The sequence below is a fragment of the Candidatus Neomarinimicrobiota bacterium genome, from assembly GCA_021734025.1.
Taxonomy (GTDB): Bacteria; Fidelibacterota; JAANXI01; order JAANXI01; family JAANXI01; genus JAANXI01.
Window position 1 is genome coordinate 118459 of the sequence record JAIPJS010000008.1, and the last position, 24126, is coordinate 142584.

Here is a 24126-nt window from a genome sequence, read left to right on the forward strand (position 1 = left end):
ATTACCTATTATCACCGTTCATGAATCACCGGAAAAATCTCCTCCCGGGCACGCCGGAGGTTTTCAGCCTTGTCGATCTCGATCCACGCCAGTTCCGGGAGTTTCAGGCATTGCAGCGGCCGCTCGTTCTGTGCTACCCGGACGATGACCTCCTCGTAGTGCAAGTTCTCTTCGCCTAATTCATAATCGTATTCCGCATATTCCCAAACCTTTTGCAGGTAGGGATACGAGAGTTTAGTGATGCCAACCAGCTCACCGATGGCTTGATCTTTCTCCGGGATATCTTTTCCGAGATTTGTCAGGTGATTCTTCTCATCCACGGTGATGTATACTTCGTCCCCGGAGCCGGAGAGTGGTGCCACCAACATTACGTCTTTCGACTTTTCTTCCAGAATCTCCGAAATCGCGCGCTCCTCGTAGAGCAGATCGGATTCCAGAAGAAGAATTTCTCCATTGATCAGGTTTTTCGTCTGAGAGAGGGAATACATGCTCCCGGTCTCTTGATACCGGGGATTGTGGGCATATTCGATGTTCAGCTTCCCATTGAAGGATTCACCAATTTCAATATGAAACCGTTCCTGCAGGAAGCCGGTGACGATGACCACATCGGTGATGCCGGATTCTGCCAGGTTTTCCAGGGAATAGTGGATCAGCGGTTTTTCGTCCACCGGCAGAAATGCTTTCGGTAGCTCCTCGGTAATGGGATGAAGCCGTGTGCCCATTCCGGCAGCAAGGATGACGGCTTTCACGAGAGGCGCTCCAGGTGCTCCATGAATTTGCGTTTGATCTCCAGCGGCTCCTCCGGCCGGCTCAGATTCGCCCGTGATCCGGTGCGGATTTTTACGACCAGCATGACAGGACCGTCGACTTTGGCAAATTCCGGAAATACGGCGCTCAGTTCATCTTTGGAATGAACGATCAATGCACCTTTATATCCGCAGGATTTTGCAAGGGACCGGAAATCCACGGCGCCGGAGTTGTTGATCTGTCCGCCGGTGGACTCGTGTGCGTGATTATCGAACAGAATGTGGTGAAAGTTCGCCGGCTGCTGTGTGCCGATGGTGGCCAGTGCCCCCATCTGCATTAGCAGAGCGCCGTCGCCATCCATGGTAAAAACTTTGGAAGTCGGTTTTTGCAGAGCAATGCCAAGAGCAATGGACGGCGCGCATCCCATCCCGCCTGGATTATAGAATCGGTTTTGGGCGGTGCGTCCGAGATCCTGGCAGGCCTCGTGGAGTTCGCGGGAGGTTTTCCCGGTGGTGGAGACCAGGATATCCTCGTCTGTGATATGCTCCAGGATGGCAAAGATAGCCTCCTCGCGGGACATGAGGTCCGACTCCCGCTTCGGTTTGGCTTCCAGCGGTTCAAATACGCCTTTCCGGATTACGAGAGCGTAAGGGAGATTTTCAGTTTTCATATAATTCACAGCTTCCCTGACCTGTTCCCGGGCTTCGTTCGTATCTTCGGATAAAATGGCGTGGCGGACGTCCAGCAGGTCGAGCAGGTCGGTCATAATCCGGCCGATCTGGCGGTGCTGATGCGCTTCCGGCTTCCCCGGTTCCCCGCGCCAACCGATCATGAGGAGCGCCGGAATCCGGTAGATGTCCGGCCCACACAGCGAGGTGAGCGGATTGACCGTTTTCCCGAATCCGGAATTCTGCATATAGATAACCGGATATTTCCCGGTGGCCAGGTGATAGCCGGCTGCGACAGCCGTGGCTTCGCACTCGTTTACCGTTGGCACGTTCGTAAATTCCGGGTGGTCTTCTTCCAGAAAACTCATCCAGGATTTGTAGGTGCTGTCCGGTACGCCGGTGAAAAACGTCAGTTCGTTGTCCCGGCAGATGTCAGCAAAATTTGAACACTGGAGCATTAAATAATGATTCCCTTGAAATGAGTAGAGACGTGCCATGGCACGTCTCTACAATTTAATAAAACTATACTCCCGTAAGCATCACTTCCGCCGCCTTCTTATCCTCGGGGTTGTGAATCTCCAGCCAGCCCTTGTTGACTTCAAGAAAATGAACATCGTAACCGCGATCAATCATCTCCTGGAGCATATCCGTCATGGACGCCTTTTTGAAGCTCTCCGCTTCGTGGAATTTTCCTGTGTTATCCTTGCAGTCGTGATACACCGTCTTCAGATGTTCCGCACCGTCCTCTGAGAAATACGCGATGCCAGTGTATTCGCCCTCGGCCTGCTCCATGTCCAGCTGCTTGCCGATACGCAGAACCTTTTGATCAATTGGACTAATTAAGCGACGCGGCGAATCGTCGTATGAGGATTTGGCCACCACCAGATCCAGCACCTTGTCCTGCATATGTTTGTGATATTTGTATGTGCCGTCGATGGCGATAACGATATCAAGATTCGTGTCCACGAGGTTTTTGATAATAAATTCGTTGAAGAGCACGTCGGAGTTCACAAACAGCAATTTCCCGGAGATAGCCTCTTCCGCATGAAAGAGAGAGTCCACCGAAAAGCCGGTATCGTAATCGGGATTGTCGTAATAGGAGATATTCAGATCGGGAAATTCGTCCCGCTTGTAGCCCCGGATCACCGCAGTTTTCTCCACGCCACAGCGCTTCAGGGTTTCCATCTGATGTTCCAGAACGGTCTTGCTGTTCACGGAAATCAGCGCCTTGGGATCGTCGAAATCCCGGCTTTTTCCGGCAGCCGGAATGATAGCGGTCAGTCCGGCCTTTTGTGAAAAGGCGGCATCCTTTTCCTTCACATCGGTAAATCCCACCAGATTGAAGATCTCCTTCACCGGCGTGCAGTACGGATCGGCTTCCAGCGATCGCTTATTAATCAGGATGTTCTTGGCCACGTTTTCCATGGCTTTTACCGACGATCGGAGCATATGATTCGCGTGGATGATCACGTTAAAACCGCGTTCGACCAATTCCTGTTCCGGTACGTGGTTGTAGGCAGTGGGAACGCACACCAGCGGCTTGCGTTCACCGAGTTCACTGCTGAGTTTGTCGTATTCTTCTGAAAACCGGAATACGTCCGCCGGATCTTTGACTTTCGAATGAATCATAATGCCGTCGGCTCCGGCCTGCAGGTACTGTTTCGCCCGGCGGACCGCATCTTTGACTCCGTGGCCGGCGATCAGGCTTTCCAGCCGGGCGATAATCATGAAGTCATCCGTGGACTGAATGGCTTTCCCGCGCCGGATTTTAGTGGCGAAGGTCTCCGGATCTTCCAGGTCCTGCTTGGCGTCTCCGGACAGGGAATTCCGCTTGGGAAAGACTTTGTCCTCGATGATGACCGCGGAGATACCGAGCGCCTCGAACCGCTTCACCATATACTCGAAGTGGGAAGCGTCTCCGCCGGTGTCGCCGTCCACGATGAGCGGCTTGTTGGTCACGTCCAGGATCTGGGTGATGTTCATCAGCCGGGAGTCGATTCCGACGATTTCCGCATCCGGATAGCCCTTGCTGGCGGTGTCCGTCAGGCTGCTCTCCCAGAGCCCGTCGAACTCCTCCCGGTAGGTTTCGTCGTCCTCTTCGACTTCGATAAACGAGTTGTTTCCAATGAGTGCGCTGATGCCGTTGTGAGCTTCGATGATGCGAACGAACCCCTTTTCAGCGATTAGCTCCTTCAGTCTGCTCCGACGTTTTTCAGGGGTGATGATGTTACGGAGAGTCAATGCGGTATCCTTTTATCTGGTCTGACCAATTGACGGACAAATGTAACATTATCGGTTGAACAAAAAAAGAAGACAGATTGAAAAACACCGATGGAACACGGGATGACCATAACATAATATGAATAAACTGTCCACTGATAACGATCGGACCGGAAATAATTGAGCTGCCCCGGCAGGGGCTCCTTCCGGAGCGAAGACACGCGAAGGGGCACAAATATAAAATAGAGAGAACATTTATCAGTCCCGAAGGGACGACAAGATGAATAGCACCGGGCTCTCCTAAGGGAAAGGTGCTTGACAGTTTATCCTCGGAGATTACTTCACGAGATTCCTCGACTCCCCCAGCAGGTCGGGGTCGCTCGGAATGACTGGAGGTATCGATACCGTTACAACTCATCCTCTTATTCTTCCGCTACCCGAAAACAACTCGGAATTTCCGATTGCTGCGAGCGGGTGAGACGTATCTCCGAAGCATGTGAACATCCGTACTCCTTCCTCTTCCGAAGAGGATGGAGTGGTGTCTTATTGCTTTCCTCCATTAGATACTTAGCCTCACAATCTCATTGCGAGGTGAACTAGGATTTACCGTCGCCGATTCCCGTCTTGACGGGATCGGTGACGGTGATCCGGGAAAATGGATATGAGTGGATAAAAGACAAACAACTAATCAAAACCACTAAAGCGGTTACTACCAACAGCGGGGAATCAATTACTCCTCTACCGCATCCTCCGGCGTTACATGATTCGCAAACTGCATATCATAGAGCCTGCGGTACACGCCATCTTTGGCAAGCAGTGTCTGGTGATCGCCGGTTTCCACAATGCGGCCGGCTTCCATGACCACGATCTTGTCGGCGTGGGTGACCGTTGAAAGCCGGTGCGCGATCACCAATGTAGTGCGATCCTGCATCAGCTGATCGATGGCATTCTGCACCAGCTGCTCGGATTCGGTGTCCAGGGAAGAGGTGGCTTCGTCCAGGATCAGGATGGGGGGATTTTTCAGCAGCGCCCGGGCGATGGAGATACGCTGGCGCTGTCCGCCGGAAAGTTTAATGCCCCGGTCTCCGATGTTGGTTTGGTATCCTTCCGGGAGATTTTCGATAAAGTCGTGAGCATTGGCTGCCCTGGCGGCCTCTTTGATGTCATCCAGGGAGACCTCCTCCAACCCATAGCCGATGTTATAGGCAATGGTATCGTTAAACAGGATTGTCTCCTGGGTCACAATCCCCAGCGACTGACGCAACGATTGAAGATCGTATTCCCGGACGTCAATGCCATCTATGGTAATTTGGCCCTTCTCCACGTCGTAAAAGCGCGGCACCAGATCCACCATCGTCGATTTCCCCGCGCCAGAAGGTCCTACGAACGCCACGATGTCGCCTTTATTTACTTCCAGGTTAATATCCTGCAGCACCCATTCGTCATCGTATTTGAAAGAGATATCGTCGTACACAATGGCCTCGGAGAACTCCGTAAACTTCACGGCGTCTTCCGGCTCGGTGATCTCCGGTTCCCGGTCCAGGATACCAAAGATGCGCTCCGCCGCGGCCATCCCGGACTGAATAACGTTATTAACGCCGCTCATGGCCTTCAACGGCTGGAGCAGCGCGAATAGAAGGATTATAAACCGGATGAAGTCCTCGGCGGTGAGGGCTTGCGCCTCCAGTACCTGGAGGCCGCCATACCAGAGAAGTACGACGCCGATGGTCACACCCAGGATCTCGTTCAGCGGTGAACTGACGACCGAGAGGCGCTGGTGCCGGAACGCTAATTCAAAATGGCGATGAGTTGCGCTTTTGAAGCGCTTATTTTCGTAATCCTCGGTGGCAAATGCCTTCACTATCCGGATGTTGTTCAGCATTTCGTGCAGGATACCCATGACTTCCGCAATCTGCTGGTACGTGCGGCTGCTCTTGCGTCGGAGCGACTGGCCGATCTTCGTGATCAGGATGGCGCTGATTGGCAGGATGATGATCGCCATGAGCGTAAGCTGCCAGCTGATAATAAACAGCAGCGTAACCATCACAATAATGTTAATCGGCTCCACCAGCAGTTTCCGGAAACTCTGGCTGACGGCGCTCTTCATTTCGTTTACGTCATTGATCAAGATCGATGAGATATTCCCCGCCCGGTGCTTGTCAAAAAAGGACATAGAGAGAGTATGGAGTTTAGTATACAATTGGTCTCGTACGTCCCGTATGATGCGAAAATTGACGAACCCGATCCCCAATCCCTGCAAATAGTAAAAGATATTTTTCAGGATGAAGGTAGCCAGGATGACAAAGCAGAGCACCTTCAGCGTATCGATGGGATCATCCCTGTAAATCAGCTTTTTAGTGTACTGTTTCAGGTGCTGGTTCAGGTTAAGTTCGGCGGGTTGTGTGTTATCGACGACCTCTTCTGCCACCGGCCGGTCCTCGAATATGGTATTGACCAGAGAAGCGGTCAGCCAGACCGAAGCGGAGTTAAACAGCACATAAAAAATGGAAGCCGTTGTGGCCAAAAGCATAATGGCCAAATACGGCTTGACAAAAGAGAGGATACGAAGATATAGTTTCATACGGCGCTACTGGAGGGTGCGCCAGATGGAGAATTCGGAAATGGCGCCTTCCCGGAGAACCACCGGTTCTTTTTCTGAGACGTCAATTATGGTGGAAGCGATACCGCCGGGACTCGGGCCTTCGGTGATAATATAGGCGATACCCTCGCCAAAATACTCTTCAATCATCCCCGGATTTTTTGCGGCAGGTTGGTTGGAGAGGTTAGCGCTCGTGGTGATAATCGGCTGACTGAAATCGTCTAGCAGCTCCAGGCAGACCGGATGATTGGGTACCCGGACGCCAATGGTGCCGTTGGTATACCGCGTCATGACCTTCGGGAGTTTATCGCCAGCGTTCATGATGAGTGTGATCGGCCCGGGGTAATACTTCTCGGCAAGTTTTTCTGCCGCCGGATTGATGGACCGCACCCAGTCACGCCAACTATCTTGCGGTACCATGATGCTCATAGGTCGGTGTTTGCTCCGGTTTTTCAATACATAAAGTTTATCGATAGCGTCCTCATTCAGCGCATCAACGCCGAGTCCGAACAGCGTGTCTGTCGGATAGGCGATAATTTCGCCATCATGGAGAAATTGCACTGCCTGTTGAATTGTTTCGTTGCTCATCCTGCTGCTCCTGCCAAAGATGGTGCCACAGAATCTGTGGCGGATTGTTTGGCCGGTTGAGTTTTCCACCGGCGGTGAAACCAAAAGTATTGCTCCGGATGCTGGCTCACGTGAAATTGCAGCCGTTTCATATACTGCTGAAGAATGTAATTGACCGCATTGCCATTTGTAATCCCGGAATATGTCAGTTCTTCAAAGATAAAATGGTAGGTTTTGTCAGGCCTCATGATAGGAAACACCAAAATCACCGGCGCTTTCACCCGATGGGCAAATACGGCGGCTCCCCTCGGGGTGGAGCTCGGAATATCGAAAAAGTCCACAAAGGCACCACGCTTCCGGGCATCCTGGTCGGCGAGCATCATCAGCACTTTGCCATCCTGAAGGACAGAAAGGAATGAGGCTGTGGACTCGAAAATAGACATCATATTCAGATTGCCGACTTTGCGTTTCGTCGTAATAAAATCGCTGACAAAGGGGTTGTTTTGCGGGCGTTCCAAGGCCACGCTTTGAAAATCTTGCTGAAAACCCAGCCAGCGCCCGAAGATTTCCCAGTTGCCGAAATGTCCCAACAGAAGGACGGCACCGGAATCGTCTGCAATGGCGTTTTCGAGCAATTCCCGGTTTTCCATGGTAACCATTTTTCGCATTTCCGAAGCCGAATAGCGATCCTGTCGGACGAAATCAGCGATCATGCGTCCAAAGTGTCGGTAGGTATTGATTGTTAGCTTGTTAATTTCACGGGGGGATTTGTGGGGGAATGCTCTGCGCAGATTGGATTCAACCACGCTCCGGCGAATGGGAAGTATGTGCGCCACAATCCATCCCAGGGCACTGCCCAGCGCCAGAGAAATCTGCCTGGGGAGATAGTACCACGGGACAACGATGAAGAGTAATCCCCAGTATTCCAGCTTATATCGAATTGTGTTAGATGTCTTCATCGGTGTCATTATGCTTAAGTCGAAAAATCTTACTCAGTTGACCTTCTAAAATCAAGGGTTTTCTCCAATATAGTTGGTGACGGAGAGCTGATGGAAATTCCCGGTTCTGACGGATATATTTAAAAAAAGAATGAGGGAGGTTCACATGTCAGGAGTCTACAAAAAGATTAATCTAGTCGGAACGAGTACTGACAGCTACGAAGAGGCAATTGCGACCGCCATCAATCGCGCGGAGCAGACCCTGAATGACCTGGAGTGGTTCGAAGTCGAGGAATTCCGTGGCGGCATCTCTGCCGACGGTGACCTGGAATACCAGGCGGTCATCCGGGCAGCCTTTAAACTGAAGTAATTCCAGGAAAAGCAGTTCAGTTCCGTCGCCCCTCTGATTATATTCGGAGGGGCATTTTTATAACGAAAAATACATACCAATTCCAATGAAGTTGAGACACCTGCGATGGAAAACGTACTGAAACGCATCACCTTCCCGATTATTAACGCCTGGGGCCAACGAAAGCTGGACAATCAGAATTTCTCCAAAGAACCGATCCTGGTCGGCGGCTGTGCCCGGTCGGGGACAACGCTGCTTATTTCGATCCTATCGGCGCACCCCTCCATATTTACTTTTCCCAAAGAATTGATGGCGTTCATCAAGTGGAATAACCGGGAGTCGGAGAATCCGGCTCCCAGACGAATCGACCGGCTCCACCGACAGGTTATTATCACAAATTTTCCGGAGGAAGCCAAGCGCTGGTGCGAAAAGTCGGCGCAGAACTGCCGTCACTTCGGGCAAATCCTCAATTATTTCAATGAGCAGGTCAAACTGATCCATATTGTTCGGGACGGCAGAGATGTCATCACCTCCCGGCATCCGGATAAGCCGGACAACTTCTGGGTGGAACCAGAGCGCTGGGTCTACGATGTGCAAAGCGGACTGGAGTTCGTCGATCATCCGAACCTGGTCACCGTGAAATATGAGGATATCGTCCAGAATTACGACGACACCGTACGCAATTTATTCGATTTTCTCGGGGAGGAATACCACGAAAACCTGCAGGAATATCATAAACACGCGGACATCAAAAAGGCGCGGGGCTGGTTCCATCCGGTAAAAGAGGTACACGGTAACTCTATTGGCCGCTGGCAGAAGGAGGAGTACCGAGAGCGGTACGAACTAGCCAGGGAAATACCAGGATTTTTGGAAACGCTTGAGAGGGCGGGTTACGATACTGGGGCCGAATAGGCCGATATTTTTCTTAATCTTACTCTTACTCCTAATCGTAATCCAAAATTTTACATAATACATATTGCGGAAAAATCATGGAGAAGGGATATGAAGTTTGGTCTCCCGCTTAAAGTCCGCGATGTGGGTTTAAGTGGGGGATTATCAGTGATTCGCTTCCGGGATCGTTGGCAATTCATATACAAAATAATGAAAACCGCCATCAATCCCGTCAAGACGGGTATCGGCGGCGGGAGCATCGAATTACCTCGCCTTGGAATGAGATTCCAAGGCTCCGATATTGATCCTCGCAATCTTATTGCGAGGCGAGGCCGAATTCCAAAAAAGTGATTAAAGGGAAAGTCATCCCGAACGATGTACCGAGGCGTCAGGACGGAGTCGTCCCAAAGGGATCCCTTCGGGGAGGGAATTTGCCAGTTTATACCGGAGGTTACTTCACGAGATTCCCCCGCTCGTCTCTGGAGAGGCTCGATCGGAATGATTGACGTTCTGTCGGAAACCGCCCAGATACTCGCACGAGATTTCCGACTTCATGCGTCGCCGCCGATTTTTTTCGTTCCTACAGCCTTGGAATCTCATTCCAAGGCGAAACCGTCTTTAACAAATTATATATGGAATCAAAACCGCCACCGACGCTGTTAGCGGTCGGCGGCGGGAAAATATAAAAAAAGGGCGCCGGTTTTCCGGCGCCCTCTGCATGAGGCGTGGTGTAAATCGTAAACTACACGATACCACTCATGTCATAACTTTGCAGCGCCTTGATATAGTTGGCGCGCTCGAAGTCGGCCGGATTTTTCACCGATTTGTGGCTCATGCTTCCCTGTAACTGCCTTACAGACTCGTATTCGTATACTTCCATCCAGTGTTCCATGTCCACTAAAACGCTCTTGATCCGGGAAATCCCGTGCTTCAGCAGTGCCGAAGCCATCATGGCCACGTTAGCGCCAACCATCAATACTTTGATGGCGTCTTCGGCGGTGTGAATCCCGCCGGTTGCCGCCAGATCCAGCTTTACCTGGTCGCGGAGAATACCGATCCAGCGCAGCGGCAGCCGGAGATCCATGGGAGAACTCAGGAGTACATTCGGCCTGATGTCCAGTTTTTCCAGGTCAATGTCCGGCTGGTAGAACCGGTTAAAGAGTACGAGTGAATCCGCGCCGCCCATGTCCAGGCGGTGTGCCATCTCTGCCATAGAACTAAAGAATGGCGAAAGTTTCACCGCCACAGGAATGTCTACGTTGTGCTTTACCTCTTGCAGAATATCGATATAGTTGTCTTCGATATCCTGAGCGCTGACTTCCGGATCCGTGGCGAGAAAATATATGTTCAGTTCCAGCGCGTCGGCGCCGGCTTCTTCCATCTCCTGGGCATATTTCAGCCAGCCGCCCTTGGTGACGCCGTTCAGGCTGGCGATGATAGGAATATCCACGGCTTCTTTGGCTTTGCGGATGTGCTCCAGATAGGTATCCGGTCCGGTGAGGTAATTCTCATGTTCCGGATAGTACGAGAGTGCTTCGGAGAAGACTTCCGTGCCCCGTGTGGTGTGGAAGTGCAGTTCCAGTTCCTCGTGTTCGATCTCTTCCTCGAACAGGGAATACAGCACGACCGCCGCCGCTCCATTGTCTTCCATGGCCTTGATATTATCGATCTTTTCAGAGAGTGGCGAGGCTGAGGGCACAATGGGATTTTTAAGGTCAAGTCCAAGATATGATGTCGTGAGATCCATACGATTACTTCCTTTCTTCCTTGATCACACACCGTACGGCGGCTCGCAGAGAGCCGTCGTACGGATATGTTTGATTCGTTTCGACAGTGGTGGAATTACCAGAGAGCAAAACCAGTTACTCTCCTGACCCGTTACTGTAATCGTAAGAGGCCATCTGTTCGTACGATTCCCACTGTTTTTTCACATCTTCCTGCGCCTCTTCCATCAGGCGTTCGGCGCGTTCCGGATCCACCTTCTTCAGGATCTTGTAGCGCGTTTCGTTGTACGCGTAATCCTTCAGCGGAATCTTCGGAGCCTTACTGTCCATCTGTAACGGGTTCTTGCCCTGTTCCTTGAGGCGCGGATCAAACCGGAACAGTGGCCAGTAGCCGCTCTCCACAGCCAATTCCTGCTGCTCGGCGCCCTTTGCAAGATCGTAGCCGTGTTCGATACACGGGCTGTAGGCGATGATGAGCGACGGGCCTTCGTAAGCTTCCGCTTCCAGTAAGGCCTTGACTGTCTGGGCATCTTTGGCCCCCATGGCGATTTTGGCAACGTAGACGTTACCGTAGCTCATGGCCATCTTGCCGAGATCCTTCTTGGCGGCAGGTTTTCCGGCAGCCGCAAACTTGGCTACAGCCCCTCGCGGTGTGGCTTTGGACATCTGTCCACCGGTGTTGGAGTAGACTTCCGTATCCAACACCATAACGTTGACGTCACGACCGGAGGCTAACACATGATCCAGGCCGCCATAGCCGATGTCGTACGCCCAGCCGTCGCCGCCCATAATCCAGACGCTCTTCCTCGCCAGAGTATCGGCAACTTCTTTCAGGTTCCGGACGTCGATGGTTTCATCCATCTCGTCCAGTTTTGCCTTGAGCTGCTCAATGCGCTTCCGTTGCTCGCTCAGTCCCTCTTCATCCCGCTGGTCGGCTTCCAGAATATCGCTTACCAGGTCGGAACCGAGTTCAGGCTCCATCTTCTTCAGTAGTTCCGCACCGAATTCCTGCTGTTTATCCAGCGCAATCCGGAATCCGAATCCGAACTCCGCATTATCTTCAAACAGGGAGTTGGACCAGGTGGGTCCCCGGCCATCCTTGTTTTTCGCCCACGGTGTGGTCGGCAGATTTCCTCCAAAGATGGAGGAACAGCCCGTTGCATTTGCTACAATCATTCGGTCGCCAAACAACTGGCTGGCCAGTTTTACGTATGGTGTTTCACCACATCCGGCACATGCGCCAGAGAATTCAAACAGCGGTTCCAGATACTGCGATTCTTTCACCGTCTGGATCTTGAGTTTGCTGCGATCGTATTCAGGCAGCTCGAGGAAGAAGTCCCAGTTTTCAGCTTCCTGCTCGCGAATCGGCGGCTGTGGTTCCATATTAATGGCTTTGAGTCCGGTCTGCTCCTTATTCTTGGCAGGACAGACTTCTACACAGAGCCCGCAACCGGTACAATCTTCCGGGGCGACCTGGAGTGCATATTTGTAATCGTCAGGATAACTACGTCCGCGGACGTCAACGGATTTGAATGTTTCCGGGGCGTTCTCGAGTGCGCTTTCCGGGAAGACCTTCGGTCGGATGGTGGCGTGCGGACAGACGATTGCACATTTGTTACACTGGATACAGACTTCTTCGTCCCATACCGGGATTTCCAGCGCAATATTGCGTTTTTCCCATTTGGTAGTACCAGTCGGGAAAGTTCCGCCGGCCGGAAAAGCACTGACCGGAATGGAATCGCCTTCTTTGGCCAGAATTTTGGCTTCGACCTCGCGGACGAATTCCGGCGCCTCCGGCGAGACCGTCGGCGGCATTTCCTTTACGCTGGTGACTTCGGACGGGACATCCACCTGGTGCATGTTTTCGACCGCCTTATCCACGGCGTTGAAGTTCATGGAAACGATCTTTTCGCCCTTCTTGCCATAGGTTTTCTTAATGAAGTCCTTAATCTTCTGGATGGCTTCATCCTCTGGCAGAATTTCCGAGAGGGCGAAGAAACAGGTCTGCATAATTGTGTTAATGCGAGTCCCGAGTCCGATTTCCTTGGCGATCCGGTACGCATCGATCACGTAGAAGTCCAGCTCTTTTTCGATGATCTGCTCCTGGACCTTCTTCGGCAATTCGTCCCAGACTTCCTCAGGGCCGTACTGGCTGTTTAACAGGAAGGTGGCGCCTTTCTGTGCGGATTTCAGTATGTCGTACTGATTCAGGAACGTCCACTGATGACAGCCGACGAAATTCGCCTGCTTAATCAGGTAGGTCGACCGGATCGGCTCCGGACTAAACCGGAGATGGGAGACTGTCTGCGCCCCGGCCTTCTTGGAATCGTACACGAAGTAACCCTGTACGTAATTGTCAGTAGTTTCTCCAATGATTTTGATACTGTTCTTGTTCGCGCTAACAGTACCGTCGGAACCGAGTCCGTAGAACATGCTCCGGTGTACCTGTTCGGATTCAGTGGAGAAATCTTCGTCCCAGTCCAGGCTGGTGTTGGTGACGTCGTCATAGATTCCAACGGTGAAATGGTTCTTCGGTACGTCTTTTTTCATCTCGTCAAAGACGCCCTTGATCATTGCCGGGTTAAACTCTTTGGAAGAGAGCCCATAGCGGCCACCAACGACCTTCGGCATGCTGCCAGCCCAGCCGTTACCACTCATCACGGATTCGGCGATAGCGTTGACTGTATCGAGATACAGCGGTTCACCGCCGGCACCCGGCTCTTTGGTGCGATCCAGCGCCGCAATGACTTTCGCCGATTTCGGCATCGCTTTGTTAAAATGATCTCCGGAGAAGGGCCGGTAAAGCCGGACTTTCAGCAGACCGACTGATTCGCCCTGGTCGGCGAGATATTCCACGGTCTCCTGGACAGCCTCGCTGCCGCTACCCATCAGGGTAATAACCCGATCGGCTTCCGGATCACCCACGTAATCAAACAGCTTATACTGCCGGCCGGTGAGTCCGGCGAACTTGTCCATATATTTCTGGACGATTTCCGGTGTCTTCATATAGTACGGATTCACTGTCTCCCTGGCCTGGAAGTAGTGATCCGGATTCTGGGCAGTTCCTCTGAGCACCGGATTATCCGGCGACATAGCCCGTTCCCGGTGTGCCTTCACCAGCTCCGGATCGATCATTTCCTGCATTACTTCATTTGGAATCAGTTCGATCTTCTGGATTTCATGGGAGCTGCGAAACCCATCGAAAAAGTGGACAAACGGTACCCGGGCTTCCAGTGTGGCCGCCTGGGCGATCAGTGCGTTATCCATAACTTCCTGGATGGAATTCGATGGCAGCAGTGCGAAACCTGTCGTTCGTGCGGTCATCACATCGCTGTGCTCAGCAAAAATCGTGAGTGCGTGGGTAGAAACCTGCCTGGCAGCCACGTGAAAAACGGTGGACGTTAATTCGCCTGCTATTTTGAACATGTTCGGCAGCATCAGCATCAGGCCCTGCGATGCGGTAAATGTTGTGGTCAGTGCACCCCGTTGCAGTGAACCGTGAACGGCACCCGATGCGCCACCTTCACTCTGTAGTTCGATGACCAGGGGCTTGGTACCCCAGATATTTTTCTGCCCCCTGGCTGACCACTCATCGGCGAGTTCCCCCATAGGGGATGAGGGAGTGATGGGATAGATAGCACAGACTTCGTTGGTTCGGTGCGCGACGTATGCCGCGGCTTCGTTCCCGTCGATAGTCGCCATCTGTCCGTTATACTTTTTGTTATTCATACAATCTCTCCGTCTATCGTGTGATTCAATTTACACTCACATTCATGCGCAACTACTGTTACAGATTCCGTGCCAGATAGCGGGAGCCCTGTGTATCAAGGGCTAACAGAAATAAAGGTGATGAAAATTCTCACATTAAAGAAACTCCGACTGCAAAATCGGGAAATGAGTATCAAAGATTAGAAATTTGCATAGAAGTTTTATCTGATTTGATAAAGTTCCACCATTTTTCACCGACATTAATTTATAAACGCCACTTTTTTTGTGAGATTAATGGAAAGGTCGGTGGAAATCGGGAAAAATGGTATTTTTGGAGGAAAGAGAAAAGCCATTTCTCCAGGTTTACGTAAATACCTTATCCAGGATCCAAAAAGATTTTCTACTGGGAAATTCTATAAAAAATTGGAGAGAATATTTGTTACGAAAACACCAGTCGTAAATGTCAGAAGAGAAACTTCATCTCCAACACTCTTTGCCCGTTTTTTCTTGATAAAAAACGGGCAGAAAAAATCAAGGAAACTCAGAACTCGCACTCATATTATTATGAAAGGGTCTTTCACAATAGTTTACGGAAAACACCGTAAGGTTTTGCGGTATTTATTCGGGTGCTCAGACACTGAGTTTCCGAGCAAGAAAAGAGTATGTTGTTACCTGTGGCATTGATCCCCCCCCCCTTTTTTTCCGGAAGTGTTCCCCAAGGGATATCAAGGAAAAACGGGCAATAAAGGTTGGGAATACTGGCCTTGGAAAGTGAGGAATAGATATGATTATATGTGAAAGAATTCGAGACACAAGACTAACAATACAGGATATAAAACGCCGGACACTCACCGCATAATTTCATTATACACCCGATCTACTTCCCGGCGCAGATCTTCTTCGGTCCCGTTATTATCGATGATAAAATCCGCCAGTTCCATCTTCTCTTCCTCCGGCATCTGGAGGTCAAGGCGTCGGATGATCTCATCGCGGGAGAGAGTGCCGCGTTTTTGAGCGCGCTCCAGGCGGAGTTTCAACCGAGTATAGACTAAAATATTATAGTCGTTGTGCATATCCATGCCGGACTCGAACAGCAGCGGAGCGTCGACTACGTAGAGATCCACGTTCCCGCGCTGCCGGACTTGTTCAATCTGTTCATCGTTGGCCCGGAAGACATAGGGATGAATTATCGCGTTCAACATCTCCTGGTTCGCCTGATTGGAAAAGCCGATCCGCGCCAGTTTGGATTTGACGATATTACCGGCATCGTCGATAATATCGTCCATGAATTCGTCAATCAGCTCCTGCTGGAGCTCTTCATTGGAATCGATAAGTTCCTTGGCAACCGTATCCGCATCAAAGATATACGCGCCCCGGTCTTTCAGCATCTGTGAGACCGTGCTTTTGCCGCTGCCGATCCCGCCGGTGACTCCCACGATAAACATTGCTGGGTTCCTTTGCGATCTTTGTTAGATTATATTTTTTATACCCGGTGAGACAAATATCGCCGATGTTATGACTCCAGGTCCTCCCGGATGCGCTCCTGGACTTCGTTTATGGAACCGGAACCGTCCAGACGCGACAACACGCCCTTGCCAGAATAGTAATCGATAAGCGGTTCTGTCTGGTTCTTATAAATCTCGATACGATTGTGGATGGTTTCCGGCTTATCATCATCGCGCTGAATCAATTCACCACCACATTTGTCGCAGACGCCCTTTTCGCTGGGCGGATTGGTTTTCAAATTATAGATGGCGCCGCAATCAATGCAGCTCCGGCGGCTGGATAACCGGTCAACAATGACGCTTTCGTCCAGATCTAATACGACAACCTCATCCAGCGCCAGATCGTGTCGATCCAGAATGCAGTCCAATCCTTCCGCCTGGGGAATCGTACGGGGAAAACCATCCAGGATAAATCCGTCATCGTGCTGGTCCTGCGTCACAGTTTCTTCAATCAGTTCCAGTACCAGGGCATCCGGGACCAGTTCACCGTTGTCCATATACTTCTTGGCTTTTTCTCCCAGACATGAACCTTCGGCAACGGCTTCCCGGAGGATATCACCGGTGGAAATTTGGGGAATTTCGTATTTCTCGGCCAGCATTTTAGCCTGGGTGCCTTTACCGACACCAGGGGGCCCAATTAAAACTAATCGCATAACATTACTCCAATTAAGAATTCATCATTAGGCTATCATATTTGTTATGCAATCATTATTCCAGCGATGGTGGCTGTCATCCAGGATGCTAACGCTCCGCCAAACATGGCTTTCAGGCCGACCTTCGCTAAATCGGAACGACGATTCGGCGCAATTGCGGAAATTCCGCCGATTTGAATTCCAATAGATGAGAAATTCGCAAAACCGCATATGGCATATGTCGCTATGATTTCTGCCCGTGGACTCAGTGCTTCAGCGCTGATCTCTTCCGCGAGGGTGGCGAACGCCACAAATTCATTCAACGAAATTTTGATGCCCAGTAGATTGCCTACCTCGTCTGCGTACTCCCAGCTCACGCCCATAATCCAGGCAATCGGCCGGAGGATGGTGCCAAAGAGTGTTTTCAGGCTTCCGGGGAAGATACCGGCGAATTCACCGTTGTTCGGCGAAAAGCCGACGCTGCTGTACTTAAGGTATTCCCCGTTTAGCAGATTCCCATCAATGAGTTTATCCGCCCAGTTCAGGATAATATCGATAAACCCGATGAGCGCGATGAACGCGATGAGCATGGCACCCACATTCACGGCGAGTTTCAGTCCGTCGGATACGCCACTGGTAGCGGCATCCAGGAGATTCGCCGAGTCGGAGACCTGCGGCATCTCGATTTCGCCGGCAGTATCCGAGTGCTCCGTTTCAGGGTAAATAATCTTTCCGATGACCAGTGCTGCCGGTGCCGACATTACGCTGGCCGCAATCAGATGACCGGCATCAACACCGAGTCGAATATAACCGGCGAGTACACCACCTGCAATCGTAGCAAACCCGCCAACCATAATGGTCAGAAGTTCGGACATGGTCATCTTGTCTAAAAACGGTTTAATCAACAGCGGTGCTTCCGTTTGACCCACGAAAATATTGGCGGAACAGCTCAGGGTTTCGGCGCCGCTGGTACCCAGGGTCCAACGCATGAACCGCGCCATGGCCTTCACGATAATTTGCATGATTCCCAGGTGATAAAGAATGGCCATGAACGCCGCAAAGAAAATGATAGTCGGCAGTACCCCGAAGGCAAACTGGAAGCCCCAGGTCTCCTGAAACTTTTGGCTGACAATATCGCCGAACAGGAACGCGGAGCCGAGATCTGTCAGTCCGAGAAATGCATCCACCTTTTCGCTGAGCGCCTGGAAAATGACCCGGCCGTAAATCTGTTCGTGAATCAGAATGCCTAAGGTTGATGTAAGCAGTCCGCCGACGGCATAGGGTTGAAATCGGTACTGTTTTGTGTAACTATTTACTGCAATCCAGAGAACAATGGCAACCAAAAGCCAGACAGTGACACCCGGCCCCTGGAGGAAATAAAAGAGCGCCGTGGCCATACCGCTGCCAACGGTTATTAGGCCTGCTATCTTTAATTGATCCAACAGGTCGGATTCTTCCGGACTCCGGCTGATAAATACGTAGAACAGTATCCAGGTGAAGAAGATGAACAGACCGATGAACGAGACGATACTCTTGGTCAAAATAATGGTGGCAAACAATATCTGAAGACCAACCCCCCAGAAAATGACGCGCCACGGGATGATCCTTTTATTGTTGGACATCAGATACCCCACAAACATCAGTGCAATCAATCCGAAAAAGCTGACAAAGCGCATGGAAACCTCTCAACGACAGTGTTAGAGTGTTTAGGTAACGACGTATTATAGTATTATTGTGTTAAAGTATTATGGTTAAAACCGGTCAGACCTCTGGTGTCCACAGTCCTGTGTTGCGTGTATCGCACTTGTTGGTAGTGACCGTTTTAGCGGTTTTCGTCCCTTCTTTACCGACAATACAACTCCACTCCCTGGCCCTTCCTCCTTTGTCCCTGCTTACAACCCCATCGCGGACTTTAATCGGGAGACCTAACCTCGTCTACTTATTTCCTTATGCAATATACCTATTTTTTTCCGGTCTCACGTCTCCTCCGCCGCGACGGACTACAGTCTCCATCCGTTTTTTCCCTTCTCCGTTTTAATACGCAGTCCGTAATGTGCAATACATCATCCGTTTCTTGGGGGTTCGTAACACCGGCGGCATCGTGCTTCATATACGTCCGACGCACCGACCACCACCCGTTCCTGGGATTCCGTGAGCCGCTGGGTGAAACTGGCGGGATTTCCGCACTTCATACAGATCGCCAGCGTCTTGGTGATGTATTCTGCGACCGCCAGCAATTGCGGCATCGGCTCGAACGGAACGCCCCGGTAATCCGTGTCCAGTCCCGCAACGATGACCCGTTTCCGGGCGTTGGCCAGTTCCTGGCAGACCTCAATTAAATTTTCATTGAAGAACTGGGCCTCGTCGATGCCGAGCACCTGGGCATCCTGGGCAAGATCCAAAATCTCTTCGGCATCGTCAACAGTGTGGCTGGCAATACGCTGCTGGTTGTGGCTCACGACGTAATCATCGGCGTATCGGTTATCGACGAGCGGCTTGAAGATCTCCACGGCCTGCTTGGCAATCTGCGCCCGGCGCAGGCGCCGAATCAGCTCTTCTGTCTTACCGGAGAACATGGAGCCACAGATGACTTCAATCCAGCCGGATTCGTACGGAACGATTGTGGGTGGGGTCATTTCTCTCCCTGAAATTAATTGTCCATTTGATCGATCAGTGCGGTGATTTTGGTTTTTAGCAGGTCGATGGCGACGGTATTGTGACCCCCTTCCGGGATAATAATATCCGCGAATCGCTTGGTCGGTTCCACGAACTGGAGGTGCATGGGACGAACGCTTCGCTGGTATTGCTCGATGACCGACTCCATACTGCGGCCGCGCTCCCGGATATCCCGCTGGAGACGTCGGATAAAACGGATATCGTCATCAGTTTCTACGAACGCTTTGATGTCCATCATCTCCCGGAGCTCGGGATCGGCCAGAACGAGGATACCTTCCAATACAATAATATGGTGGCCAGAGATGGTGCGGGTCCGGTCGCTTCGTGTGTGGGTCTTGTAATCGTAGACCGGAATCTCGACGGTTTTACCATTTAGAAGATCCGCCATGTTTTGCTTCATCAGGTCCCAGTCGAAGGCTTCCGGATGGTCGAAGTTGCGTTCATCTCTGGCCGACTTCGGAATATCAGCGAGATCCTTGTAGTAGGCATCCTGTTCAAGGATTGAGACTTTGGAGGAATCGATCTGCCGAAACAGGTTTTTAGCTACCAGGGTCTTCCCTGACCCGGAACCGCCCGCCAAACCGAACAGGATCGCTTTTTTCATGATCTTTCATCACCTCCCGGTAGGTGTGACGCATCAAACGGATGCGGAAAGAAATCGCTCATGGTGTGTTCCTTGAGATGCTCATTGTCGTCGACAAGATAGACCGGAATATCTCCGGCGAACTCCCAGAGAATTTGTCGGCAGGCGCCGCACGGGGAGGCGCCGTTTTCCGTGGCTATTGCAATGGCGGCGAATTGTCGGTGCGACTGTGCCAGGGCGGAAAAGATGGCCACGCGTTCCGCGCAAAGCGTCAGTCCGTAGGTACTGCTTTCGATATTTCCGGCTGTGATCACTTCCCCGGAATCAGCCAGGAGGGCAGCGCCAACCTGATATCCGGAGTAGGGGGCTATGGCTTGTGCCCGGGCTGTGATGGCTTCTCTGGCCAGGACATCTTTGGAAACGGAGGTATCAGTCATCGACTAATCGGAAAATTCAATTCGTATGTGATAGAGTAAATTAAAAAATACGATACCGGCAACGAATCCACCGATATGAGCAAACCAGGCCACGCCACCGCCGCTGGCTCCGATAGAGCCCAGCCCGGAGAAAATCTGCATAGCGAACCAGACGCCCAGTACCAGTTTGGCCGGCACCCAGATCACCTGGATAAAAAAGAATAAAAAGAGTACCGCGACCCGGGCGTTGGGAAAGCGCAGGTAGTAAGCGCCTAAAACACCTGAGATTGCACCGCTGGCGCCGATGATGGGGATGGTCGAGTTCCAGTCGATGGCAATCTGGGTAAGTGAAGCGCCAATTCCGCACAACAGATAAAAGAGCAGAAATTTCGTGTGGCCCAGTTCGGATTCGATGTTGTCGGCAAAAATCCAGAGATAAAGCAGATTGCCGCCCAGGTGAAAAAGCCCGCCGTGCATAAAAATAGAGCTGAAGAACGGGACGATGGAGCCAACCATGCCAAGTTCGTCGAACAAAAATCCCGGTATCAGTGCAAAATGGGTCATCATATACTGATACGCGGCTCGTCCGCCTGCCGCCGACATCAGCGACTGGATCAAAAATACCGCGATATTCAGTCCGACCAGACCGTATGTCACATACGGCGTCCTACGGACCGGATTGTCGTCTTTAAACGGGATCAGCATCGATTAGCGGACTGTAAAAGTATATGATTGCTCATTTTTGTTGCCGGCTGCATCAACGGCAGATACTTGGATTGTGTGTTTTCCGCTCGCCAGAGGATGACGTAACCGGTAGGTCAATATCTTCGTTATCGGATTGAATTCAAATATAACCGCCTCCCCGTCGACAAGCAATTGGATACTCCTGCTTCCAGGGATACCGGCCTCTGCATCCCGCAGCGTCATTTCGATGCGGTCCAGGGAAGAGGCGGCCAAAGATTTGCTGGATGTCGGTGTGTTAAGATAGATTTCCGGGGGCAGACTGTCCCGGCGAAGGGTAAACGCCTCCAGGCTCAGAATTTCACCAATTAACATGCTGTCGGCGGAGAATTCAGCGGGCAGATAATTCCACTTCTCGCCGTCTTCGGAGTAATAGATGCCCAGTTGATGTTTAGGGAAGGACACCTTTGGCGTCCGAATGCGAATTTGGGCAGTGTTCCGAAACGGAACTGTTCTGGGGCCGAAAGCCCAAATCGGCGAATGGAATTCTTCGTTCGGTGCATCCTGGTTGTGATACCAGACCAGTGCCGGATAGTAGAGGGAATTCTTTTGGGCGTGGAGTTCGATGGCGCCGTCCTTGCTCCGCAATACCGATTCATTTCTCTGCCTGAAGACGGTGTGATTATCCTCCAGCATTTCAAGTACCTGCGTCGGGGTACCGAGGACATATGTCCCGTTCATGAGGATATCTGTAGGAATTGGTTTCGTGTACCAATCTTTCAGGTCGGCTGTCAGGAATTTGATAGTGGTATCGGATTTCTGAGTGATAATGTTTAGCTCCAATGGTTCGAACAACGGTTGAAATGTTTTGACCCGGACTATCATCCCTCTGGGCGTGTAAATCCAGTCAAGTGTATGCGGAATTGCCGTGGTATCGGCACGGGGAGCGAACGGGTATAACATATCTTTGCCTGGTGTAGGATTCTCAATCCGGAGGACAGCTGGGTTGCCTTCATTCGCGGGGACAGCATTTATTCTCAACGTGTCATTCATGAAGGACGTAGTATCTGTTTCAAGCGATGCTAAATGGCCATCCTCGGTGACCTGGTGTAACTTGACTGCAGGGAGCAAACCCGGATCGGCCGGAAAAATTCTTGCCTGGATCCCGCCGTCAATCGGCTTCCACCAGACGGTGTAGTTATCTCTGGGAATGACTGTGACCGGAATTTCCACGGTTGATTCATTGCCATTAAAATCTCTGAGTTTGAGCGTCAGCCGGTGGTCGCCTGGAGGCAATTGGAGGTGTCCGTCTAGCTCATCCCGATAGAAAGGTAATCTTTGAGTATATTCCGTTTTGTATAATCGCTGAAACCGGCCGATATCCTCCCTGTCCAGGGCGTAGTTTCGTTCGATCATAATCAGGGGGGAGACGTTGAAACTGAACTGATCGTACTGGAATCGGAAGAGAAGGGAATCATTCTTGAGGACTTCTGCCGAGTAAATGCTGTATTTATTATAGACAGCGCTGACGCCATCGTAGGCCTGGATCTCCAAGCCAAATGTGCCGGAGACGGTGACTTTCTCTGTGAGGTAGCGGGTATTGTCGATCTGCTTGAGCCGGGGCATCTGAATAAATGGTGTCCCGTTGACGGTTGCCTCGTTCTCCAGGGGAGTGACAACAATTTGCTGAGGCGTCGGGGCGATAGCATCCTCAATGGAGAGGCCCAGGCTCAGAGGGTTTATTGGTTCATTATCCGCACTCCGGATCTCAAAGTGAAGGTGTGGATACCGCGTCCCGGTATTGCCGGTATAGGCAATAATATCACCCTTTTTTACGGGAAACCGGTCAGATTGCGGGAAGAAATCGGTATTATAAGATCCCGTTTCCATTTGGCGTTGATATACGGCATCTTCAATAAAACCCTCGAATCTGTCCAGATGAGCATACACCGCGATCCGGCCGTCGGACAACTTTTGATACAGAACTTTTCCGTATCCGGTGTTGGACGTTCGAATACGCCAAAGGTAGCCATCATCGACGGCAAAAACCTTATACCCGGCCGTGTTCCATGACTTAATGTCGAGGCCGGCGTGAAAATGTCGGCTCCGGTATTCGCCAAAACTTGAGGTTAAATAGGGGCTGGCATCTGTTGGCCAGAGATAAGATTGGGCACCGAGCAAGCTCGGGAGCGTGAGGAGTAAGAAAGCAATTATTCGGGACATCTATAATTCCTGAGATCGTCTGCACATTAAACGGAGGGAAATATAGCTGTCCGGAAATGCAGTCGCAACCCTCTTTAAAGGATAAAATTTTTTTAGAGCGTTAAATGAGGTTTACATGCGTAATATAAAATTTACAGCATCGCCTGAGCAAGCTACTGCTTCCTAGTTACATCATTGAAATACTAACGAGTGCGTAACTCAGCCCCAAGCCGATAATAAAAACGACAAGATATACCCAGGGGTTATCCTGACGGAAAAACGGTTTATCCTTGTTATGCGGCTTATAGCCATATTCGTTAACTTTTTTCCGGTTGAATAAGTTGTAAAATAATTCCAAAACAGATTCTGCCTCGTTTCGATGATTGATATAAGCTTAGACTCTTTGATAAATTCAAATACTATGCCACCAGTTCCTGAATAAGTAAGAATTCGGCATTGGTTGGAATGTTTGTATAACATGAGTTTAATATTCATAAATGAATAGTATGTAACTATTTATAAGTTATATGGGTTCCATGTTTTACATCATTGATACGCTCACCAGTGCGTAACTCAGCGTGAGGCCAACTACAAGAACGAAGACATATAGCCATGGATTATCCTGGCGAAAGAACGACTTCCGCTTCTTGTGCGGATTGTATCCGTACTCGTTTACCTTTGGTCGGGAGAATATCTTTAAAATTGCCTGAAACATACTAGTACCTCCTGCTTGGCTTACTGTTGCTTCCTACTCATTTTACTGTGTTACTTTGATTGACAGTCAATGATACATCCAATTTTCATGCCAAATTTAGAAAAATGCCATAGAAGTCTGTGAGCAGTTATCAGTTTTCTGATTGAATGCAATTTGGATATAGTCTACAGTGAATGAATAGTTCAAGCGTATTCGGTAATGTTTTATATGATTTATTTTGTGCTCTCATATTGTCACCTCAACTGCAATTAAGGAAATCTCGGCGCACCTGCCGTGATAGTTATCACTGGCGATTTTGTCGGAAA

General features: G+C 50.8%; 20 protein-coding genes. 3 read left to right on the forward strand and 17 right to left on the reverse strand.

What is annotated here, in order from left to right:
- Positions 1 to 11 precede the first annotated feature (11 nt).
- The 6 genes from K9N57_10590 to K9N57_10615 all read right to left on the reverse strand — a co-directional run bounded on the left by K9N57_10590 (position 12) and on the right by K9N57_10615 (position 7760).
- On the reverse strand, positions 12 to 749 hold the full coding sequence (locus K9N57_10590; protein MCF7804628.1) for a phosphocholine cytidylyltransferase family protein: 738 nt from the start codon (positions 747 to 749) through the stop codon (positions 12 to 14).
- Positions 746 to 1912 carry a phosphonopyruvate decarboxylase gene (gene aepY / locus K9N57_10595; protein ID MCF7804629.1) on the reverse strand — a complete coding sequence of 389 codons (1167 nt, stop codon included), beginning with the start codon at positions 1910 to 1912 and terminating at the stop codon, positions 746 to 748. The genes K9N57_10590 and aepY overlap by 4 nt, the downstream gene beginning before the upstream one ends.
- Before the next feature lie 25 nt (positions 1913 to 1937).
- Positions 1938 to 3656 carry a phosphoenolpyruvate mutase gene (gene aepX / locus K9N57_10600; protein ID MCF7804630.1) on the reverse strand — a complete coding sequence of 573 codons (1719 nt, stop codon included), beginning with the start codon at positions 3654 to 3656 and terminating at the stop codon, positions 1938 to 1940.
- Between the two features lie 709 nt (positions 3657 to 4365).
- Positions 4366 to 6216, reverse strand: coding sequence for an ABC transporter ATP-binding protein/permease (locus tag K9N57_10605; GenBank protein ID MCF7804631.1), 1851 nt, complete (start codon positions 6214 to 6216; stop codon positions 4366 to 4368).
- A 6-nt stretch (positions 6217 to 6222) separates the two neighbouring features.
- A complete protein-coding gene (locus K9N57_10610; GenBank protein MCF7804632.1) occupies positions 6223 to 6822 on the reverse strand; it encodes a threonylcarbamoyl-AMP synthase in 600 nt (199 codons plus the stop codon).
- A complete protein-coding gene (locus K9N57_10615; GenBank protein MCF7804633.1) occupies positions 6819 to 7760 on the reverse strand; it encodes a hypothetical protein in 942 nt (313 codons plus the stop codon). Before K9N57_10615 ends, K9N57_10610 begins: the two co-directional genes overlap by 4 nt.
- A 145-nt stretch (positions 7761 to 7905) precedes the next feature.
- On the opposite strand from K9N57_10615, the gene K9N57_10620 reads away from it, so the two are divergent.
- From K9N57_10620 to K9N57_10630, 3 genes are all read left to right on the forward strand, one after another.
- Positions 7906 to 8109 carry a dodecin family protein gene (locus K9N57_10620; protein ID MCF7804634.1) on the forward strand — a complete coding sequence of 68 codons (204 nt, stop codon included), beginning with the start codon at positions 7906 to 7908 and terminating at the stop codon, positions 8107 to 8109.
- A 105-nt stretch (positions 8110 to 8214) separates the two neighbouring features.
- The gene (locus K9N57_10625; GenBank protein ID MCF7804635.1) at positions 8215 to 9000 is read left to right on the forward strand and encodes a sulfotransferase; all 786 of its coding nucleotides are present in this window, start codon (positions 8215 to 8217) and stop codon (positions 8998 to 9000) included.
- 90 nt (positions 9001 to 9090) lie between these two features.
- The gene (locus tag K9N57_10630; protein MCF7804636.1) at positions 9091 to 9330 is read left to right on the forward strand and encodes a hypothetical protein; all 240 of its coding nucleotides are present in this window, start codon (positions 9091 to 9093) and stop codon (positions 9328 to 9330) included.
- Positions 9331 to 9721: 391 nt separating this feature from the next.
- Here K9N57_10630 and K9N57_10635 read toward each other — a convergent pair whose 3' ends face one another.
- The 11 genes from K9N57_10635 to K9N57_10685 all read right to left on the reverse strand — a co-directional run bounded on the left by K9N57_10635 (position 9722) and on the right by K9N57_10685 (position 23821).
- Positions 9722 to 10726: a dihydroorotate dehydrogenase-like protein gene (locus K9N57_10635; protein MCF7804637.1), complete on the reverse strand. Its 1005-nt coding sequence runs from the start codon at positions 10724 to 10726 to the stop codon at positions 9722 to 9724.
- Between the two features lie 115 nt (positions 10727 to 10841).
- On the reverse strand, positions 10842 to 14432 hold the full coding sequence (gene nifJ / locus K9N57_10640; protein MCF7804638.1) for a pyruvate:ferredoxin (flavodoxin) oxidoreductase: 3591 nt from the start codon (positions 14430 to 14432) through the stop codon (positions 10842 to 10844).
- Positions 14433 to 15259: 827 nt separating this feature from the next.
- The gene (gene coaE / locus K9N57_10645) at positions 15260 to 15856 is read right to left on the reverse strand and encodes a dephospho-CoA kinase (GenBank protein MCF7804639.1); all 597 of its coding nucleotides are present in this window, start codon (positions 15854 to 15856) and stop codon (positions 15260 to 15262) included.
- A gap of 68 nt (positions 15857 to 15924) precedes the next feature.
- A complete protein-coding gene (locus K9N57_10650) occupies positions 15925 to 16569 on the reverse strand; it encodes an adenylate kinase (GenBank protein ID MCF7804640.1) in 645 nt (214 codons plus the stop codon).
- Positions 16570 to 16613: 44 nt separating this feature from the next.
- Positions 16614 to 18224 carry a NupC/NupG family nucleoside CNT transporter gene (locus tag K9N57_10655; protein MCF7804641.1) on the reverse strand — a complete coding sequence of 537 codons (1611 nt, stop codon included), beginning with the start codon at positions 18222 to 18224 and terminating at the stop codon, positions 16614 to 16616.
- Between the two features lie 387 nt (positions 18225 to 18611).
- Complete coding sequence (locus K9N57_10660) at positions 18612 to 19184, reverse strand: thymidine kinase (protein MCF7804642.1); 573 nt, start codon at positions 19182 to 19184, stop codon at positions 18612 to 18614.
- A gap of 14 nt (positions 19185 to 19198) precedes the next feature.
- The gene (gene udk / locus K9N57_10665) at positions 19199 to 19828 is read right to left on the reverse strand and encodes a uridine kinase (protein MCF7804643.1); all 630 of its coding nucleotides are present in this window, start codon (positions 19826 to 19828) and stop codon (positions 19199 to 19201) included.
- Entirely contained in the window at positions 19825 to 20244 is a 420-nt protein-coding gene (gene cdd / locus K9N57_10670) for a cytidine deaminase (protein ID MCF7804644.1), read from the reverse strand. The genes udk and cdd overlap by 4 nt, the downstream gene beginning before the upstream one ends.
- A gap of 3 nt (positions 20245 to 20247) precedes the next feature.
- A complete protein-coding gene (locus K9N57_10675; GenBank protein ID MCF7804645.1) occupies positions 20248 to 20928 on the reverse strand; it encodes a rhomboid family intramembrane serine protease in 681 nt (226 codons plus the stop codon).
- 3 nt (positions 20929 to 20931) lie between these two features.
- Positions 20932 to 23127 (reverse strand): hypothetical protein, encoded by a 2196-nt coding sequence (locus K9N57_10680; GenBank protein MCF7804646.1) that lies wholly within the window; start codon positions 23125 to 23127, stop codon positions 20932 to 20934.
- Between the two features lie 520 nt (positions 23128 to 23647).
- Positions 23648 to 23821, reverse strand: coding sequence for a hypothetical protein (locus tag K9N57_10685; GenBank protein MCF7804647.1), 174 nt, complete (start codon positions 23819 to 23821; stop codon positions 23648 to 23650).
- Positions 23822 to 24126 lie beyond the last annotated feature (305 nt).

Coding starts and splice junctions, on each gene's coding strand:
- aepY (MCF7804629.1), bottom strand. CDS start 1,912: ATGGCACGTCTCTACTCATTTCAAGGGAATCATTATTTAATGCTCCAG.
- K9N57_10605 (MCF7804631.1), bottom strand. CDS start 6,216: ATGAAACTATATCTTCGTATCCTCTCTTTTGTCAAGCCGTATTTGGCC.
- K9N57_10610 (MCF7804632.1), bottom strand. CDS start 6,822: ATGAGCAACGAAACAATTCAACAGGCAGTGCAATTTCTCCATGATGGC.
- K9N57_10615 (MCF7804633.1), bottom strand. CDS start 7,760: ATGAAGACATCTAACACAATTCGATATAAGCTGGAATACTGGGGATTA.
- K9N57_10620 (MCF7804634.1), top strand. CDS start 7,906: ATGTCAGGAGTCTACAAAAAGATTAATCTAGTCGGAACGAGTACTGAC.
- K9N57_10625 (MCF7804635.1), top strand. CDS start 8,215: ATGGAAAACGTACTGAAACGCATCACCTTCCCGATTATTAACGCCTGG.
- K9N57_10630 (MCF7804636.1), top strand. CDS start 9,091: ATGAAGTTTGGTCTCCCGCTTAAAGTCCGCGATGTGGGTTTAAGTGGG.
- K9N57_10635 (MCF7804637.1), bottom strand. CDS start 10,726: ATGGATCTCACGACATCATATCTTGGACTTGACCTTAAAAATCCCATT.
- nifJ (MCF7804638.1), bottom strand. CDS start 14,432: ATGAATAACAAAAAGTATAACGGACAGATGGCGACTATCGACGGGAAC.
- coaE (MCF7804639.1), bottom strand. CDS start 15,856: ATGTTTATCGTGGGAGTCACCGGCGGGATCGGCAGCGGCAAAAGCACG.
- K9N57_10650 (MCF7804640.1), bottom strand. CDS start 16,569: ATGCGATTAGTTTTAATTGGGCCCCCTGGTGTCGGTAAAGGCACCCAG.
- K9N57_10655 (MCF7804641.1), bottom strand. CDS start 18,224: ATGCGCTTTGTCAGCTTTTTCGGATTGATTGCACTGATGTTTGTGGGG.
- K9N57_10660 (MCF7804642.1), bottom strand. CDS start 19,184: ATGACCCCACCCACAATCGTTCCGTACGAATCCGGCTGGATTGAAGTC.
- udk (MCF7804643.1), bottom strand. CDS start 19,828: ATGAAAAAAGCGATCCTGTTCGGTTTGGCGGGCGGTTCCGGGTCAGGG.
- cdd (MCF7804644.1), bottom strand. CDS start 20,244: ATGACTGATACCTCCGTTTCCAAAGATGTCCTGGCCAGAGAAGCCATC.
- K9N57_10675 (MCF7804645.1), bottom strand. CDS start 20,928: ATGCTGATCCCGTTTAAAGACGACAATCCGGTCCGTAGGACGCCGTAT.
- K9N57_10680 (MCF7804646.1), bottom strand. CDS start 23,127: ATGTCCCGAATAATTGCTTTCTTACTCCTCACGCTCCCGAGCTTGCTC.
- K9N57_10685 (MCF7804647.1), bottom strand. CDS start 23,821: ATGTTTCAGGCAATTTTAAAGATATTCTCCCGACCAAAGGTAAACGAG.